This window comes from Microvirga sp. GN3 (genome assembly GCF_055792825.1).
Genome location: NZ_JBVVAK010000157.1, coordinates 1 through 16,728 on the forward strand (window position 1 = coordinate 1; position 16,728 = coordinate 16,728).

General features: G+C 60.7%; 18 protein-coding genes. 12 read left to right on the forward strand and 6 right to left on the reverse strand.

The window, feature by feature from the left end; genetic code table 11:
• Positions 1–462 precede the first annotated feature (462 nt).
• The 3 genes from ACS5Q1_RS39090 to ACS5Q1_RS39100 form a co-directional block, all read right to left on the reverse strand.
• A complete protein-coding gene (locus tag ACS5Q1_RS39090) occupies positions 463–741 on the reverse strand; it encodes a hypothetical protein (protein WP_473103291.1) in 279 nt (92 codons plus the stop codon).
• Between the two features lie 677 nt (positions 742–1,418).
• Positions 1,419–2,864, reverse strand: coding sequence for a GntP family permease (locus ACS5Q1_RS39095; RefSeq protein WP_473103292.1), 1,446 nt, complete (start codon positions 2,862–2,864; stop codon positions 1,419–1,421).
• A 267-nt stretch (positions 2,865–3,131) separates the two neighbouring features.
• A complete protein-coding gene (locus ACS5Q1_RS39100) occupies positions 3,132–3,728 on the reverse strand; it encodes a HupE/UreJ family protein (protein ID WP_473103293.1) in 597 nt (198 codons plus the stop codon).
• 593 nt (positions 3,729–4,321) lie between these two features.
• On the opposite strand from ACS5Q1_RS39100, the gene ACS5Q1_RS39105 reads away from it, so the two are divergent.
• The 9 genes from ACS5Q1_RS39105 to ACS5Q1_RS39145 all read left to right on the forward strand — a co-directional run bounded on the left by ACS5Q1_RS39105 (position 4,322) and on the right by ACS5Q1_RS39145 (position 11,418).
• Positions 4,322–4,624 carry an urease subunit gamma gene (locus ACS5Q1_RS39105; protein ID WP_203439832.1) on the forward strand — a complete coding sequence of 101 codons (303 nt, stop codon included), beginning with the start codon at positions 4,322–4,324 and terminating at the stop codon, positions 4,622–4,624.
• Between the two features lie 33 nt (positions 4,625–4,657).
• On the forward strand, positions 4,658–5,107 hold the full coding sequence (locus ACS5Q1_RS39110; protein ID WP_473103294.1) for an urease subunit beta: 450 nt from the start codon (positions 4,658–4,660) through the stop codon (positions 5,105–5,107).
• Between the two features lie 51 nt (positions 5,108–5,158).
• Positions 5,159–6,880 carry an urease subunit alpha gene (locus tag ACS5Q1_RS39115; RefSeq protein WP_473103295.1) on the forward strand — a complete coding sequence of 574 codons (1,722 nt, stop codon included), beginning with the start codon at positions 5,159–5,161 and terminating at the stop codon, positions 6,878–6,880.
• A gap of 12 nt (positions 6,881–6,892) precedes the next feature.
• Entirely contained in the window at positions 6,893–7,495 is a 603-nt protein-coding gene (locus tag ACS5Q1_RS39120) for an urease accessory protein UreE (protein WP_473103296.1), read from the forward strand.
• A complete protein-coding gene (locus ACS5Q1_RS39125; protein WP_473103297.1) occupies positions 7,443–8,198 on the forward strand; it encodes an urease accessory protein UreF in 756 nt (251 codons plus the stop codon). Before ACS5Q1_RS39120 ends, ACS5Q1_RS39125 begins: the two co-directional genes overlap by 53 nt.
• Positions 8,199–8,210: 12 nt before the next feature.
• On the forward strand, positions 8,211–8,855 hold the full coding sequence (ureG, locus tag ACS5Q1_RS39130; RefSeq protein ID WP_473103298.1) for an urease accessory protein UreG: 645 nt from the start codon (positions 8,211–8,213) through the stop codon (positions 8,853–8,855).
• The gene (locus tag ACS5Q1_RS39135) at positions 8,852–9,802 is read left to right on the forward strand and encodes an urease accessory protein UreD (protein ID WP_473103299.1); all 951 of its coding nucleotides are present in this window, start codon (positions 8,852–8,854) and stop codon (positions 9,800–9,802) included. Before ureG ends, ACS5Q1_RS39135 begins: the two co-directional genes overlap by 4 nt.
• A gap of 60 nt (positions 9,803–9,862) precedes the next feature.
• On the forward strand, positions 9,863–10,879 hold the full coding sequence (gene yut, locus ACS5Q1_RS39140) for an urea transporter (protein WP_473103300.1): 1,017 nt from the start codon (positions 9,863–9,865) through the stop codon (positions 10,877–10,879).
• Between the two features lie 374 nt (positions 10,880–11,253).
• A complete protein-coding gene (locus tag ACS5Q1_RS39145; RefSeq protein WP_473103301.1) occupies positions 11,254–11,418 on the forward strand; it encodes a hypothetical protein in 165 nt (54 codons plus the stop codon).
• Here the strand turns inward: ACS5Q1_RS39145 and ACS5Q1_RS39150 are convergent.
• Positions 11,408–11,923, reverse strand: a complete 516-nt coding sequence (locus ACS5Q1_RS39150; RefSeq protein ID WP_473103302.1) for a universal stress protein — start codon at positions 11,921–11,923, stop codon at positions 11,408–11,410. The genes ACS5Q1_RS39145 and ACS5Q1_RS39150 overlap by 11 nt on opposite strands.
• 296 nt (positions 11,924–12,219) lie before the next feature.
• Between ACS5Q1_RS39150 and ACS5Q1_RS39155 the strand changes: the two genes are divergently transcribed.
• From ACS5Q1_RS39155 to ACS5Q1_RS39165, 3 genes are all read left to right on the forward strand, one after another.
• Positions 12,220–12,642 (forward strand): ester cyclase, encoded by a 423-nt coding sequence (locus tag ACS5Q1_RS39155; RefSeq protein ID WP_473103303.1) that lies wholly within the window; start codon positions 12,220–12,222, stop codon positions 12,640–12,642.
• Positions 12,643–13,545: 903 nt separating this feature from the next.
• On the forward strand, positions 13,546–14,505 hold the full coding sequence (locus ACS5Q1_RS39160; protein ID WP_473103304.1) for a M4 family metallopeptidase: 960 nt from the start codon (positions 13,546–13,548) through the stop codon (positions 14,503–14,505).
• Positions 14,506–14,544: 39 nt separating this feature from the next.
• On the forward strand, positions 14,545–14,847 hold the full coding sequence (locus ACS5Q1_RS39165) for a protealysin inhibitor emfourin (RefSeq protein WP_473103305.1): 303 nt from the start codon (positions 14,545–14,547) through the stop codon (positions 14,845–14,847).
• A 305-nt stretch (positions 14,848–15,152) separates the two neighbouring features.
• Here the strand turns inward: ACS5Q1_RS39165 and ACS5Q1_RS39170 are convergent, their stop codons facing one another.
• Together ACS5Q1_RS39170 and ACS5Q1_RS39175 are read right to left on the reverse strand one after the other, a co-directional pair.
• On the reverse strand, positions 15,153–16,583 hold the full coding sequence (locus ACS5Q1_RS39170) for an NAD(P)(+) transhydrogenase (Re/Si-specific) subunit beta (RefSeq protein WP_473103306.1): 1,431 nt from the start codon (positions 16,581–16,583) through the stop codon (positions 15,153–15,155).
• 10 nt (positions 16,584–16,593) lie between these two features.
• Positions 16,594–16,728 (reverse strand): proton-translocating transhydrogenase family protein (locus ACS5Q1_RS39175; protein WP_473103307.1); only part of this gene is annotated, 135 nt, incomplete at its 5' end.

Here is a 16,728-nt window from a genome sequence, read left to right on the forward strand (position 1 = left end):
ACAGCGTTCCGGCCTCGTCCTGCTCGACGAGGCGGGAGTAGCCCACGACATCCGCGGCTAGGATCGCGGCCAGCCGCCGCTCAACCCATGCTGTCGCCATGGCCGTCTCCCTGAGGAGATCTGCTGGTTTACGGCTGTGGGAAATCTGCACGGCCTGGAACCGTCAGGCTATCCAACATCGCAACCCTGCGCGCCAAGGATACCACCGAGACGATCCGATGGCGACGTCCCCACGGGAGTGCACATGCCGGAAGCGATGTCTCAAGGCAAAGACGCCAGGGTCCGTTGCGGGTCAAACACGGCCCATAAGTCCGGGCGAGCCATAGTCCGCTTCACTCTCCTATGCAGAAGTTTGGCCTACGTCAGACCAGTGCCAAAAGCGACCTTCGTTCAGGCAGTCAAAAAGCATCTCTTTGCGGATGCAGTCCAAATCGTGGGACGGTGTCGGCTGCATCGGACGGCCTACCACCGGCCTCTGCGGCGGACCCAATGGCCCGACACCCAGACCCAGCGGCCGCGGCGGGCGCTCCAGACCCAGCGGCCCGGCACCCAGACGAAGCCGGGACGGGGTCGCGGCCGCCGCTCCCGCCGCCGCGGCGGGGGAGGCCCTCCCGGACGCCGGGGCGGCGGGCGACGTTCGGGACGGGGCTGAGCGTCCGCGTCGGTCGATGCGACCGTGCCGAGCGGGATAGACACCGCCGCTCCGACCAACCAATTCAGGAGGATCCGTCGTGTGAGCATGTCGATCTCCTTTGCCGAACGGCACGGGTCATCATGTCGGCCGTTCGGCCATCGTGCCCGCGGCCTCGATGCCATCGCTCGGGCTCGGCGGATGGGCTCGGGACAGCGAAGCCGACGACCACCAATTCCGCCATGGACCATACTCCCCTAGAAGCAGCGAGGCCCTTTTCCGGTAAGCTTTGTAGATATCGGTGCTAGGCTGCGTGGCAATCGGGGAAATCCCCGAGGTCGTACGGGATAAACCCTAGAGCCGCGCCCGAAGATGTCGGACCTTGTCTCATCCGGACTCCTGCAAGCGAGGTGAATGGCTCTCCGTTTCCGGGAAACAAGCTCATGCCATGGTCGCTCATGCCGCTCAGTGATCGGTCATCTATCAAGGAGTTGCGCTTATAGTCTCGTTAATATGGTTATCTGCGGCGGAAGAATACGAACCACGCATGTATCATGTGGTCACGCCCGCCGAGAGATGAGCTCTTTTGGGTTGTTCCGGGGCTGTAGCCGTTGCCGGGCTCCTATGTGCTCCTACATTCAGTCGCCGCCGATCCGGTCCTTGGCGTTGCGTTGGCGCCTGGCAGCGCACGCCACGGCTTGCTGAAATTCCAAAGCCGGATGCCACGAATGATAGCAGCTTTGCTGATGCTGACAGTCTCGGCACTGGTGCTGCCGAAACTCACCCGTCAAAACGACCCGAAAACTGAACCGAGTATCAGGACGGCAACAAGTGCGATAACGCAGCTGACGATCACGGTCATCACCATGTCCAAATAGCTTTCACCGTGGGTCAGACCACTAATTTGCAGCAGCAGTAGCACGGTGCCATTATGGGGAAGAGCGTCCAGGGTACCGGCGCTCATCGTCGTGATCCGATGCATCAATTCGGGATCGATGTCATGCTCAACAGCAAGACGCATAAAATCGCTGCCAAATGCATTGAGTACAATTGCCATCCCGCCGGAGGCAGTACCGGTCAGCCCCGCCAACACATTCATGGCGACGGACAGCGAGACCAGCGGTCCTCCCTGAATCGAGAATACCGCATCGCGAACCGTCGCAAACGCCGGCAATGCGGCAACGACCGCGCCGAAGCCGACAAGACTGGCGATCATCATCATCGGCAAGGCTGCAGAATTCGCACCGGCGTCCAGACTTTCGCGAGGAGATGGCAAGCGTCGAAAATTGATGACAATGACCGTCAGGTTTGCCGCCGCGAGAGCCACGATAACTGACCAGACGCCGCTCACGGCCCCGATCGTCGTACCGCCCCACTGGGGCTCGGACAGGAACGAAAAGTCGAGGCGCGGGAAAACGATAAGCGACATCAAGAAATTCGTGACGATAACGACGACGAGGGGGAGCACGGCCAGGACGAAGGGGGGCCCACTCTCGGCCCGCTTGCCATGCGGCAACTCGGCCGGGTCGAAGTCGCCGGCCGGCGCCGCCTGTTCGCGAATCATTTCATCAAGGGCGGGAGCGGTTTCCGCATCGACACCATAACCTTCGCCGGCCTTGCGCGCGGCCGCCTCAGCGCGGCCGAGCCACCACATGCCGAATGCGAAGATGATCGCCGACGCGATGATACTCAGCCCTGGCGCTGCGAAGGTCGTCGTGCCGAAGTAAGGCATCGGAATGGCGTTGTTGACCGAGGGCGTTCCCGGCATCACCGACATGGTGAACGTAAAGGCACCGAGACCGATGGTTGCGGGCATCAACCGGGCCGGGAGGTTCGCGGCTTTAAACATCTCGCGCGCCATCGGTACGAGAACGAAGAAGGCGACAAAGACGCTGACCCCTCCATAGGTGACGACGGCCGAGGCGAGCACGACCGCAAGCATCGTTCGACCTACTCCCAGTTGCTTGGTCAGGAAGCGCGCAATCGCAGTGATCGAACCGCTGTCGTCCATGAGCTTGCCGAACAACCCACCGAGCAGGAACATTGGAAACCATTGCGCGACAAAACGCGCAGCCCCGGCCATGAAAGTCTGCGTCCAGTGGGCAAGCAGCGGCTCACCAGAGATCAGAGCAGCCAGAAGCGCCGCTGCCGGGGCGACCAGAAGGACGCTCCATCCCCGGTAAGCCAACCACATGAGCAGCGCGAGTGCGACCAGTATGCCGAAGAGTCCCATGGTCTACCTGTCCCCCTTGAAGGCGGGTTGTGGCGCCCCGCCATGTCTGCCGTCTCAGGCCGGCGCGCCGTCACTGCACCGCCGGCGCCCACGCTATTGCTCGGGCTAGATGGCTGGGCCCACGAGAGGGCGGAATAGAGCCTGCCATTCTGTCACCACGATGTGCATCGTTTGGTATCACAGAGCCGATAGCCCCTGTTTCCGCCATACAAGCGCCTCATCGCGTAGGGTTGTCGGCACATCACACAGTGATCATTCCGTTGCGATTCAGAGGATTGTCGACAGAACCGCCAAGCCATAGAGTCCGATTGCGCCTCCGCCGATTTGGACGGTGCGATGCCCGATCCGGCCTCCCATGAGACCAACCAGGAGTGCACTGCCGGCACCGAGGCCGATCAGAAGGGTCGTCGCCATGAGGAAGCCCGCGGCATACGCGAGGCCGGACCCACCGGCAGGCATTTCGGTTCCATGAGCATAACCGTGGAAGATGGCAAACACGGCAATGAGGCCCGCACCCGTTAGGGATGACAGATGGGAAGGATAGGCGACGGCCAGCCCAAACGCGACCAGGGAGCCGGCGATCCAAACCTCGAAGGACGGGAGATCGAACCCCACCATTCCGAGAACGGCTGCGCCTGCCATGACGGAAATGAATGTCGATGGCAGCAGCCATAGGGATCTCCCGCCAATCCGCGCGGCCAATATGCCGACCGCAACCATGGCCAGGACATGATCGATCCCACCGATGGGGTGAGCCATGCCATGCATGAATCCCGCCGCATCACCGTGTCCGGTATGCGCAAGCGTAGCGGTAGGAGCCAACATAGCTGCCGAGGCTAGTATTGCTATGGTTGCACGTTTCATGACCCTCTCCTTATTCAACCGAAGAAGATGCCCAAAGCCCACACGGGACTATGAAACAAGCCGAGACGTCTGCTTCACCGAACAGGAACAACAATAATGCTGCTTGGCCAAAGACAGTGAATGGGCAAAGCCTTGGTGGTACGATTGTCCCCTCTCACGATGCCTCTGACTATCGGGGTAAACCCTCAAATTCTACGGCAGGACTACGGACGCGGGCAAGCGCAAACGGCCCTCTGCATTGAACGGTGATTTGCCGACATGTCGTTTCGCTTGGGCAGCGCTACGGGAGCCCCCGACAATAGGGCAGATTTTTCAAATCGCTTCAGGGTTTTCTCGAGATAAATCCAAGGTTAGTCCCGATAGACGTGTGGCTCGCACTTGATATTCTCATGAGCAGCAATGCCCCGCTTTTCGCCGCGAGGAGGATCTCTTATGGCTCAATTGATGCCCATTGAGTTCCGCTACCCAACCGAGTCCGACCGTGCATTGACGCAACTGACCCGATTTAGGGGCCGATGACAGGCTCCATCGGCCAGCAGGACGCAGTCGCCGCGATTTGATTGTTGTCTTGTGTCCAGGAACTGGAGGCAGCGATGCAACTTACTCCGCGCGAGTTCGACAAACTCCTCATCTATATGATGGCCGATGTAGCGTTGAAACGGAAAGCCAAGGGCCTGAAGCTCAATTATCCCGAAGCCGTCGCTGTCATATCCGCGGTCGCCCTCGACGGTGCCCGAGCCGGTAAGACGATCGAGGATGTGACCAAGGACGCCAGTGTGGCGCTGACCGTAGACGACGTCATGGACGGCGTCGCCGATCTCATCCCGATGGTGCAGATCGAAGCCATCTTTACCGACGGGAGCCGTCTCGTAACCGTGCACAGGCCAATTCAGTAAGACAGGAAGTTCGTTCAACGAGGAGGTGGCAGGATGGGTGGCCCGAAGATAGGACCGGCAGTCGCCGCCGATGTAGACCCGGCTCCATTCGATGTACCAGTCGGCGGCTACGTTTGCAGCCCGGCACCAATCACCTTTGATGACGACAGGTCGGTAACGACGCTCAAGGTACGCAATACCGGCGACCGTCCCATCCAGGTCGGGTCGCATTTCCACTTTTTCGAGGTCAATCCTGCCCTGGAGTTCGACCGAACTGCGGCCTTCGGTTTGCACCTCAATATTCCATCATCCACAGCGACACGCTTTGAACCCGGTGATGAACGCGAAGTGCAACTCGTCCCTTATGGCGGCAAACGGGCCGTCTATGGGTTCAATAACCTTGTCGACGGACCGACGGACGGTAAGGACTCTGCCAAACGCAAGTCAAAGGCTGTGGCACTTGCGGAGAAACGAGGCTTCCGTTTGTCATCGCGACAGTCCTGAAGCAGTTTATCGGTCAAGATCTCGCGTCGATCCGCTTGCCTGGAGGCACCCATGCCAACCATCTCGCGACAAGAGTATGTCGGCCTTTTCGGCCCCACAACCGGTGACCGCATCCGCTTGGGCGATACGGGCCTGTTCGTCGAAATCGAACGGGACCTCCGTGGCGGCTACGGCGACGAGATCGTTTTCGGCGGCGGCAAGAGCATGCGTGAAGGCATGGGGATAGACAACCAGGTGACGCGGCCCGGCGGGGCTCCCGATCTGGTGATCACCAACGTGACCATCATTGATGCAGTCCTCGGCGTAGTGAAGGCCGATGTGGGCGTGAAGGACGGCCGCATCTGCGCCATTGGCAAGTCCGGCAATCCCCAGACGATGGACCGCATTACTCCTGGCCTCGAGATTGGTCTCGCCACCGACGCAATCTCCGGGTCGCATCTGATCCTGACGGCGGGTGGCATCGACTCGCACATTCATTTCATTTCCCCACAGCAGGCGCACGCGGCGCTCTCGAACGGAACCACGACATTGATAGGTGGCGGCACGGGCCCCTCGGACGGCTCAAATGCCACCACGGTCACGTCGGGCCCGGGGAATATCACGATGATGCTGCGCGCCTTCGAGAACTGGCCGATCAACGTCGGCATTCTCGGCAAGGGCCACGGGCATGGCAAGGCCGCGCTGGTCGAACAGATCGAGGCCGGTGCCGTCGGCTTCAAGTGCCACGAGGACTGGGGCACGACCCCAGCAGTGCTGCGTTCCGCCCTCACCGTCGCTGACGACATGGACATCCAGGTCTGCATCCACACCGACACGCTCAATGAATCCGGGTTCGTCGATGACTCGATTGCGGCATTCGAGGGCCGCGCCGTACATTCCTTCCATACCGAAGGATCGGGCGGCGGCCATGCCCCGGACATCATCAAGATCGCTGGCCTTCCCAACGTTCTGCCGTCCTCGACGAACCCGACGCTTCCCTACGGGATCAACTCCCAGGCAGAGCTCTACGACATGATCATGGTGTGCCACCACCTCAGCCCTGACATCCCGTCGGACGTGGCGTTCACCGAGAGCCGAATCCGTGCCGAGACCATCGCGGCGGAGAACGTGCTGCAGGACATGGGCGTGATCTCGATGTTTTCGAGCGATTCCCAGGCAATGGGCCGGATCGGCGAGGTCTGGCTGCGGTGCATTCAGACGGCGGATGGGATGAAAACCCAGCGCGGCAAACTGCCAGAGGATGCTCCAGGCAACGACAACTTTCGGGTCCTGCGCTATGTCGCGAAGGTCACGATCAATCCAGCCATTACCCATGGCATCGCCGACATGCTCGGCTCCGTTGAGGTCGGCAAGGTCGCGGATCTCGTCCTATGGGAGCCTGCATTCTTCGGGGCGAAGCCGAAGATGATCATCAAGGGCGGGTTTATCAGCTGGTCGGTCATGGGCGATCCGAACGCGTCACTGCCGACGCCGCAGCCAGTTTACTACAGGCCGATGTTCGGCGCCTACGGCAATGCTCTGGCTGAGACCTGCATCACCTTCGTGTCCGGCGCGGCCCATGCCGCCGGGATCAAGGAGCGGCTTGGACTGCGGCGGCAGGTTCATCCGATCAAGAATGTGCGCAAGATCGGCAAACGTGACATGCTTCGCAATACCGGCACCCCGAACATCGAAGTGAACCCGGAGACATTCGCCGTCACTGTCGACGGCAAGCACGCGACGGTGCCGCCCCTAAAAACGATCTCTCTGAACCAAAAATACTTCTTCAGTTGACGGGATTGTCACATGGTCATCATTGAAACCGTTCTAGGCAACATCAACGACCCGGACTGGGCTGCGCGGCTGGCGGAGGTCGAGGTTGATGTCCTGCATCTCGATCAATGGGAGGCGCAGAAGAGCCGTTTCCGGAAGAACACCAAGATGGGTGTCGAGCTGGCGGTTTCGCTGAACCGTGGCGCCAATATCCGCGACGGGGATGTGCTGCTCTGGGATCCCAAAGCGCCTGCGGCGGTCATCGCGCGGATTGAGTTGCGCGAGGTCATGATCGTGCATTTGGACGAGCTGATGCGTGTCTCTCCCGAGGAGGCAATGCGGACTTGCATCGAACTCGGTCACGCCATGGGAAACCAGCATTGGCCGGCCCTCGTCAAGGGCAGTGTTGTCTATGTGCCGCTGACCGTCGACCGCAAGGTAATGGCCTCCGTTATGAAGACGCACGCCTTTGAGCATATCAACTACGAATTCACGCCAGGAACAGAAGTCATCACGTATCTTACGCCGCACGAGTCGCGCCGGCTTTTCGGCGGCGCAGAGGGTCCAGTTCACAGCCACGCCCATGAACACCTACAATCCGCACATACCAGCCAAATGCACCGTCACGGGCACTAGCGCTGTCGAGGCAGAAAGCCGAGCAGAGTCCCTCGTTCGATTGTTGCAGTTCGGCGACTCGATGTTTCCCATTGGGGGCTTTTCATTCTCGTCGGGCTTGGAGTCGGCTGTCCAGAAGGGGGTTGTCATAAACACGACGACGCTACATGAGTTCACGCGCACGGCGGTCGAGCAGGCCGCGCGTGGTGACGGAATCGCTTTGATGGCCGCCCACCGTGCAGCAGCTGCCAGCGATGTCGGCGAGCTCATGCGAATCGATGAGATGGTATACGTCCGCAAGCTCTCGGAAGAGACCCGTGCGATGTCGGTTCGCATGGGCAAGAAGTTCACGGAAATGGGTGTGCATGTCCTCGGAGCTCCGCTGCTTCGCACATGGCAGGATTGCATCCGAAAGACCCTCAGCCCCGGATGCTACCCCGTTGCATTGGCAATCAACTTTGCTGTCCAGAACCTGCCCGAACGGCATGCCTTCGCCGCACATCAATATGGTGTCGCTGCGCCCATTCTCGGCGCGGCATTGCGGCTGATGAAGGTCAGCCACGTCGATACCCAGAAAATTCTCTACGACCTGAGCGGGCAGGTTGAAGCGTCCTACGAGCGAGCCGCCGCGGCACGCCTGTCCGACATGTCCGGCTATGCGCCACTTACGGAAATCCTGGCTGCGGTTCACACCAAGGCGCATGTGCGTCTTTTCATGAATTGAGTGGAGTGGTGAATGACAAAGAAAATCACCCGAATTGGCATCGGTGGCCCCGTCGGATCGGGAAAGACTGCAATCGTGGAGGCGATCACCCCGCGGTTGCTCGATCGTGGCATCAGCATTCTAATTATTACCAACGATGTGGTGACGACCGAGGATGCCAAGCACGTGCAGCGCTCTCTGAAGGGCGTTCTATTGCAGGAACGTATCCTTGGGGTAGAGACCGGCGCCTGCCCCCATACGGCCGTACGCGAGGATCCAAGTATGAATCTCGCAGCCGTCGAAGACATGGAGGAGCGATTCCCGGACAGCGATGTGATGTTGATCGAAAGTGGCGGTGATAATCTGACGCTCACCTTTTCGCCGGCGCTCGTCGATTATTTCATTTATGTCATAGACGTTGCCGCAGGTGATAAGATTCCACGGAAGAACGGACCGGGAATCACACACTCCGATATCCTTATCATCAACAAGACCGACCTCGCGCCCTATGTCGGCGCGAGTCTTGAGGTCATGCGTGAGGATTCGCAGCTGATGCGGGGCAGCAAGCCATTTCTGTTCACCAACTGCAAGACCGGCGAAGGCATTCCGGAACTGGTCGAACTGATCGAGCGGGAGTTCCTGTTCGACATCAAGCTGGAAGAGAGGAAATCCGCATGAAGCCGGCGGGTTCGCCTCCGTGGGCCTTGGCTGAAGCACTTGGCGCATCCATTCCGGAACTGGCGGCGTATCAGGATGAGCCGCCCCAGATGAGGAGCGGGACAGTCGGCAAAACCGGTTTCCTGCGACTCGGCTTTGAGACCCGCGGGAACCGTACCATTCTGGCGAACCTCGAGCGCCGTGCCCCATACATGGCGCAGCGCGCTCTGTATTGTGATCAGGAAATGCCATTCCTACCCTACGTTTTCCTGATCACCACGACGGGCTGTCTTCTTCAGGGAGACCGGCTTGCGCTTGACATACACCTCGGTTGCGATGCGCAGGCGCACGTTACATCGCAATCGGCCACCAAGATCCATGGGATGGACGCCAATTATGCGGCTCAGATCCAGACCATCACTCTTGCCGAGCAAGCATACCTCGAATTCCTCCCCGATCCGATTATCCCGCATCGCCATGCGCGCTTCATCAGCCACACTCAGATCTATGTGGCCCCATCGGCCACTTTGCTTCTGGCGGAGATCCTGCAGCCCGGACGGAAGTATCATCATCCCGACGAATGCTTCGGCGCGACCGTGGTCTCATTCTCCACTGCCGCGGTGCGTCCTGAGGGCCGCACTCTGTTTACGGAAAAGCTCATGATCGAGCCTCAGCGATTTGCGATGCGGCAGACAGGTGTAATGGGTTCCTTCGACGTGTTCGGCAATGTGATCCTATGTACGCCCGCGGACAAGGCGGAGCGCATCCTGGAGCGGGCAGAGGCCGACGTTCAACTGGCAGATACCATGGCCTTTGGAGCATGCCGGCTGCCGAATGACGCTGGTCTGATCTACAAGGTGCTCGGACGTGACACGGCGCAGGTAAAGGCAAAGGTGCGGGAATTTTGGGGAATCGTGCGCAAGGAGGTCACCGGCGCCGACCTTCCGCCTCCGTTCCTGTGGCGATGAAGAGATTGGCCTTGCAGCTGATCTCCCCTTTTGGGGATCAGCGGTTTCGTGGAGGTGGCAATGCAGAAGCTTCTGGCAAGCTGGGAGAGCCTGTGCATGTCCTCCGGCCTCTTGCGATTTGCTGACATCAATTTGCGTGGCATCGGTCAGGTGATGCTGCAGGACAATCCACTGACCGGCTTGCTCTTCCTCGTTGCGATCGGCTGGGGCTCGTACATGGCCGGTGTTCCCCATGTGGCACTTGCGGGTTTGTTGGCAGTTGTTGTTGCAACCTTGACGGCATACTGGCTGCACCTCGACCAAGCGTCTCTCAACGCTGGTCTATACGGATACAATGGTGTCCTTGTCGGGCTCGCGTTAGCAACGTTTCTTGCACCTGGACCACTTCTCTGGGCATACGTGGTGCTGGGGGCAGCTGTCTCGGTCGTTGCAATGTGCGGGATCGCAACCGCTCTGAAGCCCTGGGGCGTCTCGGCACTGACTTTTCCGTTCGTTGTCGTGACGTGGCTCCTCCTATTGGCCACCTATGGCTTCTCCGGGCTCACGGCCACATCGCTTCCGACTGGCAGCGTTGTCGCTCCATTCCAGCCCTATCAAGCAAGCCCCCTCCACCTGATAGACCTCACAGGGGGAGTTCTCCAGAGCATTTCACAGGTCTTCTTGAAGGCCAGCGGCGTGGCTGCGCTGATCTTGCTCATTGGGCTCGCGGTGAATTCGCTTGCCGCGGCTGCGTTCGCTCTAGCAGGTGCAATAATCGCGGTTGCCACAGCCCGTCTTTTTGGCGCCGAGAGCGATTTGATTACCGGCGGCCTCCTGGGTTTCAGCCCAGTCCTGACGGCCATTACACTCGGAACCGTCTTCTATCGGCCGAGCGGGCGCGTCGCTGTGTACACGGCGGTGGGTACTGTATTTACAGTCATCGCACAATCTGCCCTGAACGTCGCCTTGATGCCGTTCGCCATCCCGGCTCTCACCGCGCCTTTCGTGCTTGTGACGTGGCTGTTCTTCCTTCCGCGGAACTGGGTTGAGTCAAGTTCATCAACGATCTCCGATGCCATCGACGCCAGCTCGCCTTAACGCGTGCTTTGACTTCTGCACCTCTGTCGGAGTGGTATGGTTTGGCCGTTTCTCTGGGCGGCCCAGGACCTGCGAGTCTGGCCACATCGGAGGAGATGCGATGGCGGTAGATGCAACGGCAAAACCCATCCAATTGGTCAAGAAGCTTGGAGGAGTTCTGCTCCTGATCTGCGGCATGGTGCTGATAGCGTTGGCGTACAGCGAAGGCTCAACTGGATTGACTGCCCTCGCGCGGTCCTGATGATGCTCAAGATCGTTCGACGCAACCAATGCGTTGAGCTCTGATCGAGGCCTGTGCCCCGCTCTGAGGCCCGCTCTGAGGGCGGAAGCAGGGCTGGCCGGAACGGGCACCTTCCCGGCCGGCTGGGGTCGCGTTGCCGGCCTCGTTCGGTGCGACCGCGCTGGAGGTGGGAGGCGGCGTAGTGGCGACCCTGTCGGAGAACGTGAGCCTGTTTGCGGTGGCCGACTACACCACCAACCTCAATGGACCGAATCGCGACACCATCGAGGGCGATGTCGGGGTGCGGATCACTTGGTAGCGTCGATGAGGGGCGGGACGGCGAGGATGTCGATGTCGAGGGAGCGCAGGACCTCCTCGGCCACGCTCCCCAGGAGCGCCTTGGCGATGCCCGAGCGGCCGTGCGTCCCCATGATCAGGACATCGGGCTTCAATTGCGCCACGGCCGTGGCGATCACCGCGAACGGCGCCCCCTCCTCGATGCGCATCGACCGCCCGCGTGCATCGAGCCCGTTCGCGTCCAGGAACGCGATCAGCCCCTTGCTGGCCCGGTCACGCTCGTCGGCCACATACCCGTCAATGCTGTCCTGGCTGAGCCCGGCATAGACCAGCTTTCCTTTCGCCAGCGGCTCGAAGGCATGAACGAGCGCAAGCCGGGTCGCGCCGGGCAATCCCAGTGACATGCCAACCCTGATGGCATTCGCGGACGGGTCGGACATGTCGACCGCGGCCAGCGCCGTCCGGTAGGGCTGATCCACCTCCCGGTTCACCATCAGGACCGGGACCGGACCCGTCAGGAATTTCAACTAATGCGAGCGGAAAAGCGGCGCTACCGTCAATGCGGAAATTCAGGGTACTTCCGGAACGTGCCAGTTGCGGCCCTTCCGCCCCAGTGATGCCTCATGCATTTGGGGAAATTCCGCGCTATCATGCGGGCATAGTCGACCTGCGGAAAATGTGGCACTCGTCACTCACTCGAGGAGATGCGCCATGAGCATCGCGCCACTCACCTCCCGTCCGGACAGCACTCGCCGGCCATCCCAGCGCGTGTTGGACGACTACACGGGCCAGTCGATCTTCAGCACCTGGAGGAGCAAGGACCATGGCGGCAGACCAGCACGAGGCGTTGATCCGCGCCTACATCGACGAGGTCTTCAACGGGCACCGTGTGGACGCCCTGGAAAAGTACTGGGATGACGATCTGACATCGCACTGGCTGGGCATGGAGACGATCCACGGTCTGCCTGCCTGGCGCGCGGCGATGGAAAGCTTCTTCGCCGCCTTCCCTGACGCCACCTACACCCTGGACGACATATTCTTCGGCGGCGACCGGGGCGTCTGGCGTGGCCACTGGCAGGCGACCCAGCAGGGCGAATGGCAAGGGATCGCCGCGTCCGGCCGCAACGTGACGTGGACCGTCATCATCATCGGCCGCTTCGCCGGCGGCAAGCTGAAAGAGGACTGGGTCGAGCTGGACCGGCTCGGCCTCTTCCAGCAGCTCGGATGCATTCCGACCGGGTCGTAGGGGCCTGTCGCAAACTCGTGGCGTTTACCGCGCGTTGCGGATGCGGGCCGCATTTGCGCCTCCGAACCGGAGGTGGCCCATGTCGGCTCATGAGCGCTGAAGGAGACCACGCGCATACGTCTCAGGAGTGCCACAACCGGACTTTCACTCATGTTGTGGCCTTTAGCCTGCCGATTGTCGCCGCGTGGCCAAATGGCTACGGCGGACAAAGGACTGCACCGGCGCCGATCCCCTATCACTCTTGTCGCTTGCGGCGAGACAATCATCCTTTGCGGAGGCCTCTAAGATCCTGAAACAGCGTACACCCATATCAGCGACCAATCTCTCTTCCACTCCGAAGCAGCTTTACAAGTCAAGCCATGAAACTGCCCATCAACCCTCAAGCTACGACTTGGCGAAAGCTCTGAAGCTGGGTTGGCTAAGGCGTTGTGAAGTCCGAGTATCCTTACCCGCCAAGAATGATATACTTCAAAAATATACCGCGTGCCCGCCGTCGTTGCTGAGCGAACAAGAGGATTTGCGTGTCGCGGACGAAAAGTCTGTATATCGGGTTCGAGCTGGAGGTTTTATATGATCCAGACCTGCCGCTGCCTCAACTGCATTATTCCTCCACACCTGCTTCGTAAACTTCTCGAGAGCGACAACAAAGAGGTCCGCCAAGCCGCTCTCAACACTCTCCTGGGTACAGCCAGATTACGAGGCCAACGGTCACTGCGGGCTACCTTCGGGATTGGCCTTTCGGCTGCTCCCACAGATGGCCGTCGGAGCATCTTCGATTGTCAGAACAGCAATTGGCTTCCTGGCGCTGTCCTGGTCCGCACAGAGCAAGGTGAGGAGTCTGCCGACATCTCCGTCAATCACGCATTCGATGGTTTGGGAGCCACCCGGGAATTTTATCGCGAGGTGCTCGACCGCAATTCTATTGACGACCAGGGAATGCGTCTCGACGGATATGTCCACTACAGCGCGGGCTATAACAACGCGTTCTGGGACGGGCAGCAGATGGTGTTCGGAGATGGGGACGGAGTCATGTTCACAGACTTCACCAGCTCCCTTGATGTGATCGGCCATGAGCTCACTCATGGGGTGACCGAACACGTAGCTGGACTGGAATACCATAAGCAATCCGGGGCGCTTAACGAGTCGATGTCGGACGTATTCGGGTCATTGGTGAAACAGTGGTCGCTCAGGCAAACGGCGGAACAGGCCGACTGGCTCATCGGAGCGGAAGTGTTCACTCCCGGCATTGAAGCAGACGCCCTGCGATCCGTGAAGGCGCCGGGCACCGCCTATGATAACGAGACCTTCGGCAAGGATCCGCAGCCGGACCACATGAGCAAGTTCGTCCATTTGCCCGATACTGAGGAAGGCGATTATGGCGGCGTCCATATCAACTCCGGCATCCCCAACAAGGCATTCTACCTTACGGCCACGGCGATCGGGGGATATGCCTGGGAGGCGCCTGCTCTGATCTGGTACGAGGCACTGAAAGCCTCCGGCCCGACAACCGAGTTCCAGGAATTTGCCGACAAAACGTATCTCATGGCTGGTGAGTTATACGGGACAGACAGCATGGAGCAGCAGGCCGTGCTGGCTGGATGGCGAGAAGTGGGGATCCGGATCAGCGGTCTGCCGGTGAGACCCCGTCGGGGCCGGGGCCGTGCGATCATCGCGAGCGCAGGTGCAGGCCATGAAGGAGACACCCTGGCCGCCCTCGCCCGACAGATCGAGGCGGTGTCCAGTCAGGTGACTGCACTGGCCAAGGAGGTCAGCACTCTGAGGGGGAAGCGGATGCCAACAGATCCAGGGTTGTCGTCATCGCGCCCAGGCAACTCCAGATCCCCTCGTTCAGCAAACTCCTGACTGCTGCTTCGGAGACCCCTGATAGGCGCGAGATCTGAGATGAAGGTCAGTTTGGCAAAACATGGTGGGCAGGCGGCCGGGATTCTTCTTGGCCGTCCCCCTCGGGTGCTGGATACCAGCACACTGCCGCCAACAGCCGCAGAGGAAATTTCCAGACTGATCGAGGCTGCAACAGCCGCATCGCCGGCCGAAGAGGATGGCCCTGAGCGTGCCCGCGACGCTATGAGCTACACGATCACGGTGGAGGACGGCGACCGTCAAACCGTTCTCAAGTGTTCAGATACCAACATATCCCATGCTTTAGCGGACCTCCTGGTTTTGCTCGAGCGACACCTGAAATGAAGTGATTTCGTCACCCTGAGTGGCGCGATCGCGCATGAGTTTCCGATCCCGATGTCTATCGCCGCTAGTTAGAAGTCACGGTCCGGAATGCACCGCCTATTCCGGGCCGCTGCTGGAGCAGCCACATCATTGAGTTCGCTGACAAGGTCTCCCTAGGGTCAAAGAGTAACGAACCGCACATGAAATGAATGTCTGCTTGCCGCCCGATGAGCAGACCAAAGCTCTACTTCCGCCCTTATGCCAGGAGGAGACCTTTCAGGAGACCTTTACGGCTCACTGTTGGCGCCGCCCATTCCCAAGAGTTTTTATATCGCCCGCACCAGTTGATCGATGCTGGCTTTGGCATCGCCGTAGAACATGCGGGTGTTGTGCTTGTAGAACAGCGGGTTCTCGATGCCGGAATAGCCGGTGCCCTGGCCGCGCTTCGACACGAACACCTGCTTGGCCTTCCACACCTCCAGCACCGGCATGCCGGCGATCGGGCTGTTCGGATCCTCCTGGGCGGCCGGGTTGACGATGTCGTTCGAGCCGATGACGATCACCACGTCGGTGTCGGCGAAGTCCGCGTTGATCTCGTCCATCTCGAGCACGATGTCGTACGGCACCTTGGCCTCGGCCAGCAGCACGTTCATGTGCCCCGGCAGCCGCCCGGCCACCGGATGGATGGCAAAGCGCACGGCCTTGCCCTTGGCGCGCAGGCGGCGGGTCAGCTCCGACACCGATTGCTGTGCCTGCGCCACCGCCATGCCGTAGCCCGGCACGATCACGATGCTGTCGGCCTCCTCCAGAGCTGTCGCCACCCCATCGGCAGCGATGGCGATCTGCTCGCCGGCAATCGCCATCACCGGACCGGTGGTCGTGCCGAAGCCGCCGAGGATCACGCTGATGAAGCTGCGGTTCATCGCCTGGCACATGATGTAGCTCAGGATCGCGCCGGAGGAGCCGACCAGGGCGCCGGTGACGATCAGGAGATCGTTGCCGAGGGTAAAGCCGATCGCCGCCGCCGCCCAGCCCGAATACGAGTTGAGCATCGACACCACCACCGGCATGTCGGCGCCGCCGATGCCTAAGATCAGGTGGTAGCCGATGAAGAAGGCGAGCAGGGTCATCGCCACCAGGGCCCAGATGCCGGACCCCTGCACGTACAGCACCAGCAGGACGAGCGAGGCAAGGGCAGCCGCGGCATTCAACCCATGGCCGCCGGGCAGCTTCCGGGCCTTGCCGTCGACCTTGCCGGCGAGCTTGCCGAACGCGATCACCGAGCCGGTGAAGGTCACGGCGCCGATGAACACGCCGAGGAACACCTCGACCCGCAGGATGGCGATCTCCACCCCGCTCTTGTGCGCCAGCACCCCGGCAAAGCCGGTCAGCGCCTGCCGCGCGGCCTCGTCGAGGGCGAGCACGCGGGTGAGCTCGAGATCGGCGTTGACGCCGATGAACACGGCGGCGAGACCGACGAAGGAGTGCAGCGCTGCCACGAGCTGCGGCATCGCGGTCATCGCGACCGTCCTGGCCACAACCCAGCCAATCGCTGAGCCGATCACCAGCATGGCGGCAATGACGGCATAGTTGCCGACGCCAGGGCCGAACACGGTGGCGCCGACAGCCAAGGCCATGCCGGCCATGCCGTACCAGACGGCGCGCTTGGCGCTCTCCTGGCCCGACAGGCCGCCGAGCGCCAGGATGAACAGGATGGCGGCGGCCACAGAGGCGGCGGAGACAAGACCAAAGCTCATCGGAGGCTCCTCACGACTTCTGGAACATGGCCAGCATCCGGCGCGTGACCAGGAAGCCGCCGACGATGTTGATGGTGGCGATCAGGAAGGAGAGCGCGGCGAGGGCCACCACCAGCCAGTGGCTCGCGCCGACCTGCAGCAGGGC

Coding starts and splice junctions, on each gene's coding strand:
- ACS5Q1_RS39090 (WP_473103291.1), bottom strand. CDS start 741: ATGCTCACACGACGGATCCTCCTGAATTGGTTGGTCGGAGCGGCGGTG.
- ACS5Q1_RS39095 (WP_473103292.1), bottom strand. CDS start 2,864: ATGGGACTCTTCGGCATACTGGTCGCACTCGCGCTGCTCATGTGGTTG.
- ACS5Q1_RS39100 (WP_473103293.1), bottom strand. CDS start 3,728: ATGAAACGTGCAACCATAGCAATACTAGCCTCGGCAGCTATGTTGGCT.
- ACS5Q1_RS39105 (WP_203439832.1), top strand. CDS start 4,322: ATGCAACTTACTCCGCGCGAGTTCGACAAACTCCTCATCTATATGATG.
- ACS5Q1_RS39110 (WP_473103294.1), top strand. CDS start 4,658: ATGGGTGGCCCGAAGATAGGACCGGCAGTCGCCGCCGATGTAGACCCG.
- ACS5Q1_RS39115 (WP_473103295.1), top strand. CDS start 5,159: ATGCCAACCATCTCGCGACAAGAGTATGTCGGCCTTTTCGGCCCCACA.
- ACS5Q1_RS39120 (WP_473103296.1), top strand. CDS start 6,893: ATGGTCATCATTGAAACCGTTCTAGGCAACATCAACGACCCGGACTGG.
- ACS5Q1_RS39125 (WP_473103297.1), top strand. CDS start 7,443: ATGAACACCTACAATCCGCACATACCAGCCAAATGCACCGTCACGGGC.
- ureG (WP_473103298.1), top strand. CDS start 8,211: ATGACAAAGAAAATCACCCGAATTGGCATCGGTGGCCCCGTCGGATCG.
- ACS5Q1_RS39135 (WP_473103299.1), top strand. CDS start 8,852: ATGAAGCCGGCGGGTTCGCCTCCGTGGGCCTTGGCTGAAGCACTTGGC.
- yut (WP_473103300.1), top strand. CDS start 9,863: ATGCAGAAGCTTCTGGCAAGCTGGGAGAGCCTGTGCATGTCCTCCGGC.
- ACS5Q1_RS39155 (WP_473103303.1), top strand. CDS start 12,220: ATGGCGGCAGACCAGCACGAGGCGTTGATCCGCGCCTACATCGACGAG.
- ACS5Q1_RS39165 (WP_473103305.1), top strand. CDS start 14,545: ATGAAGGTCAGTTTGGCAAAACATGGTGGGCAGGCGGCCGGGATTCTT.
- ACS5Q1_RS39170 (WP_473103306.1), bottom strand. CDS start 16,583: ATGAGCTTTGGTCTTGTCTCCGCCGCCTCTGTGGCCGCCGCCATCCTG.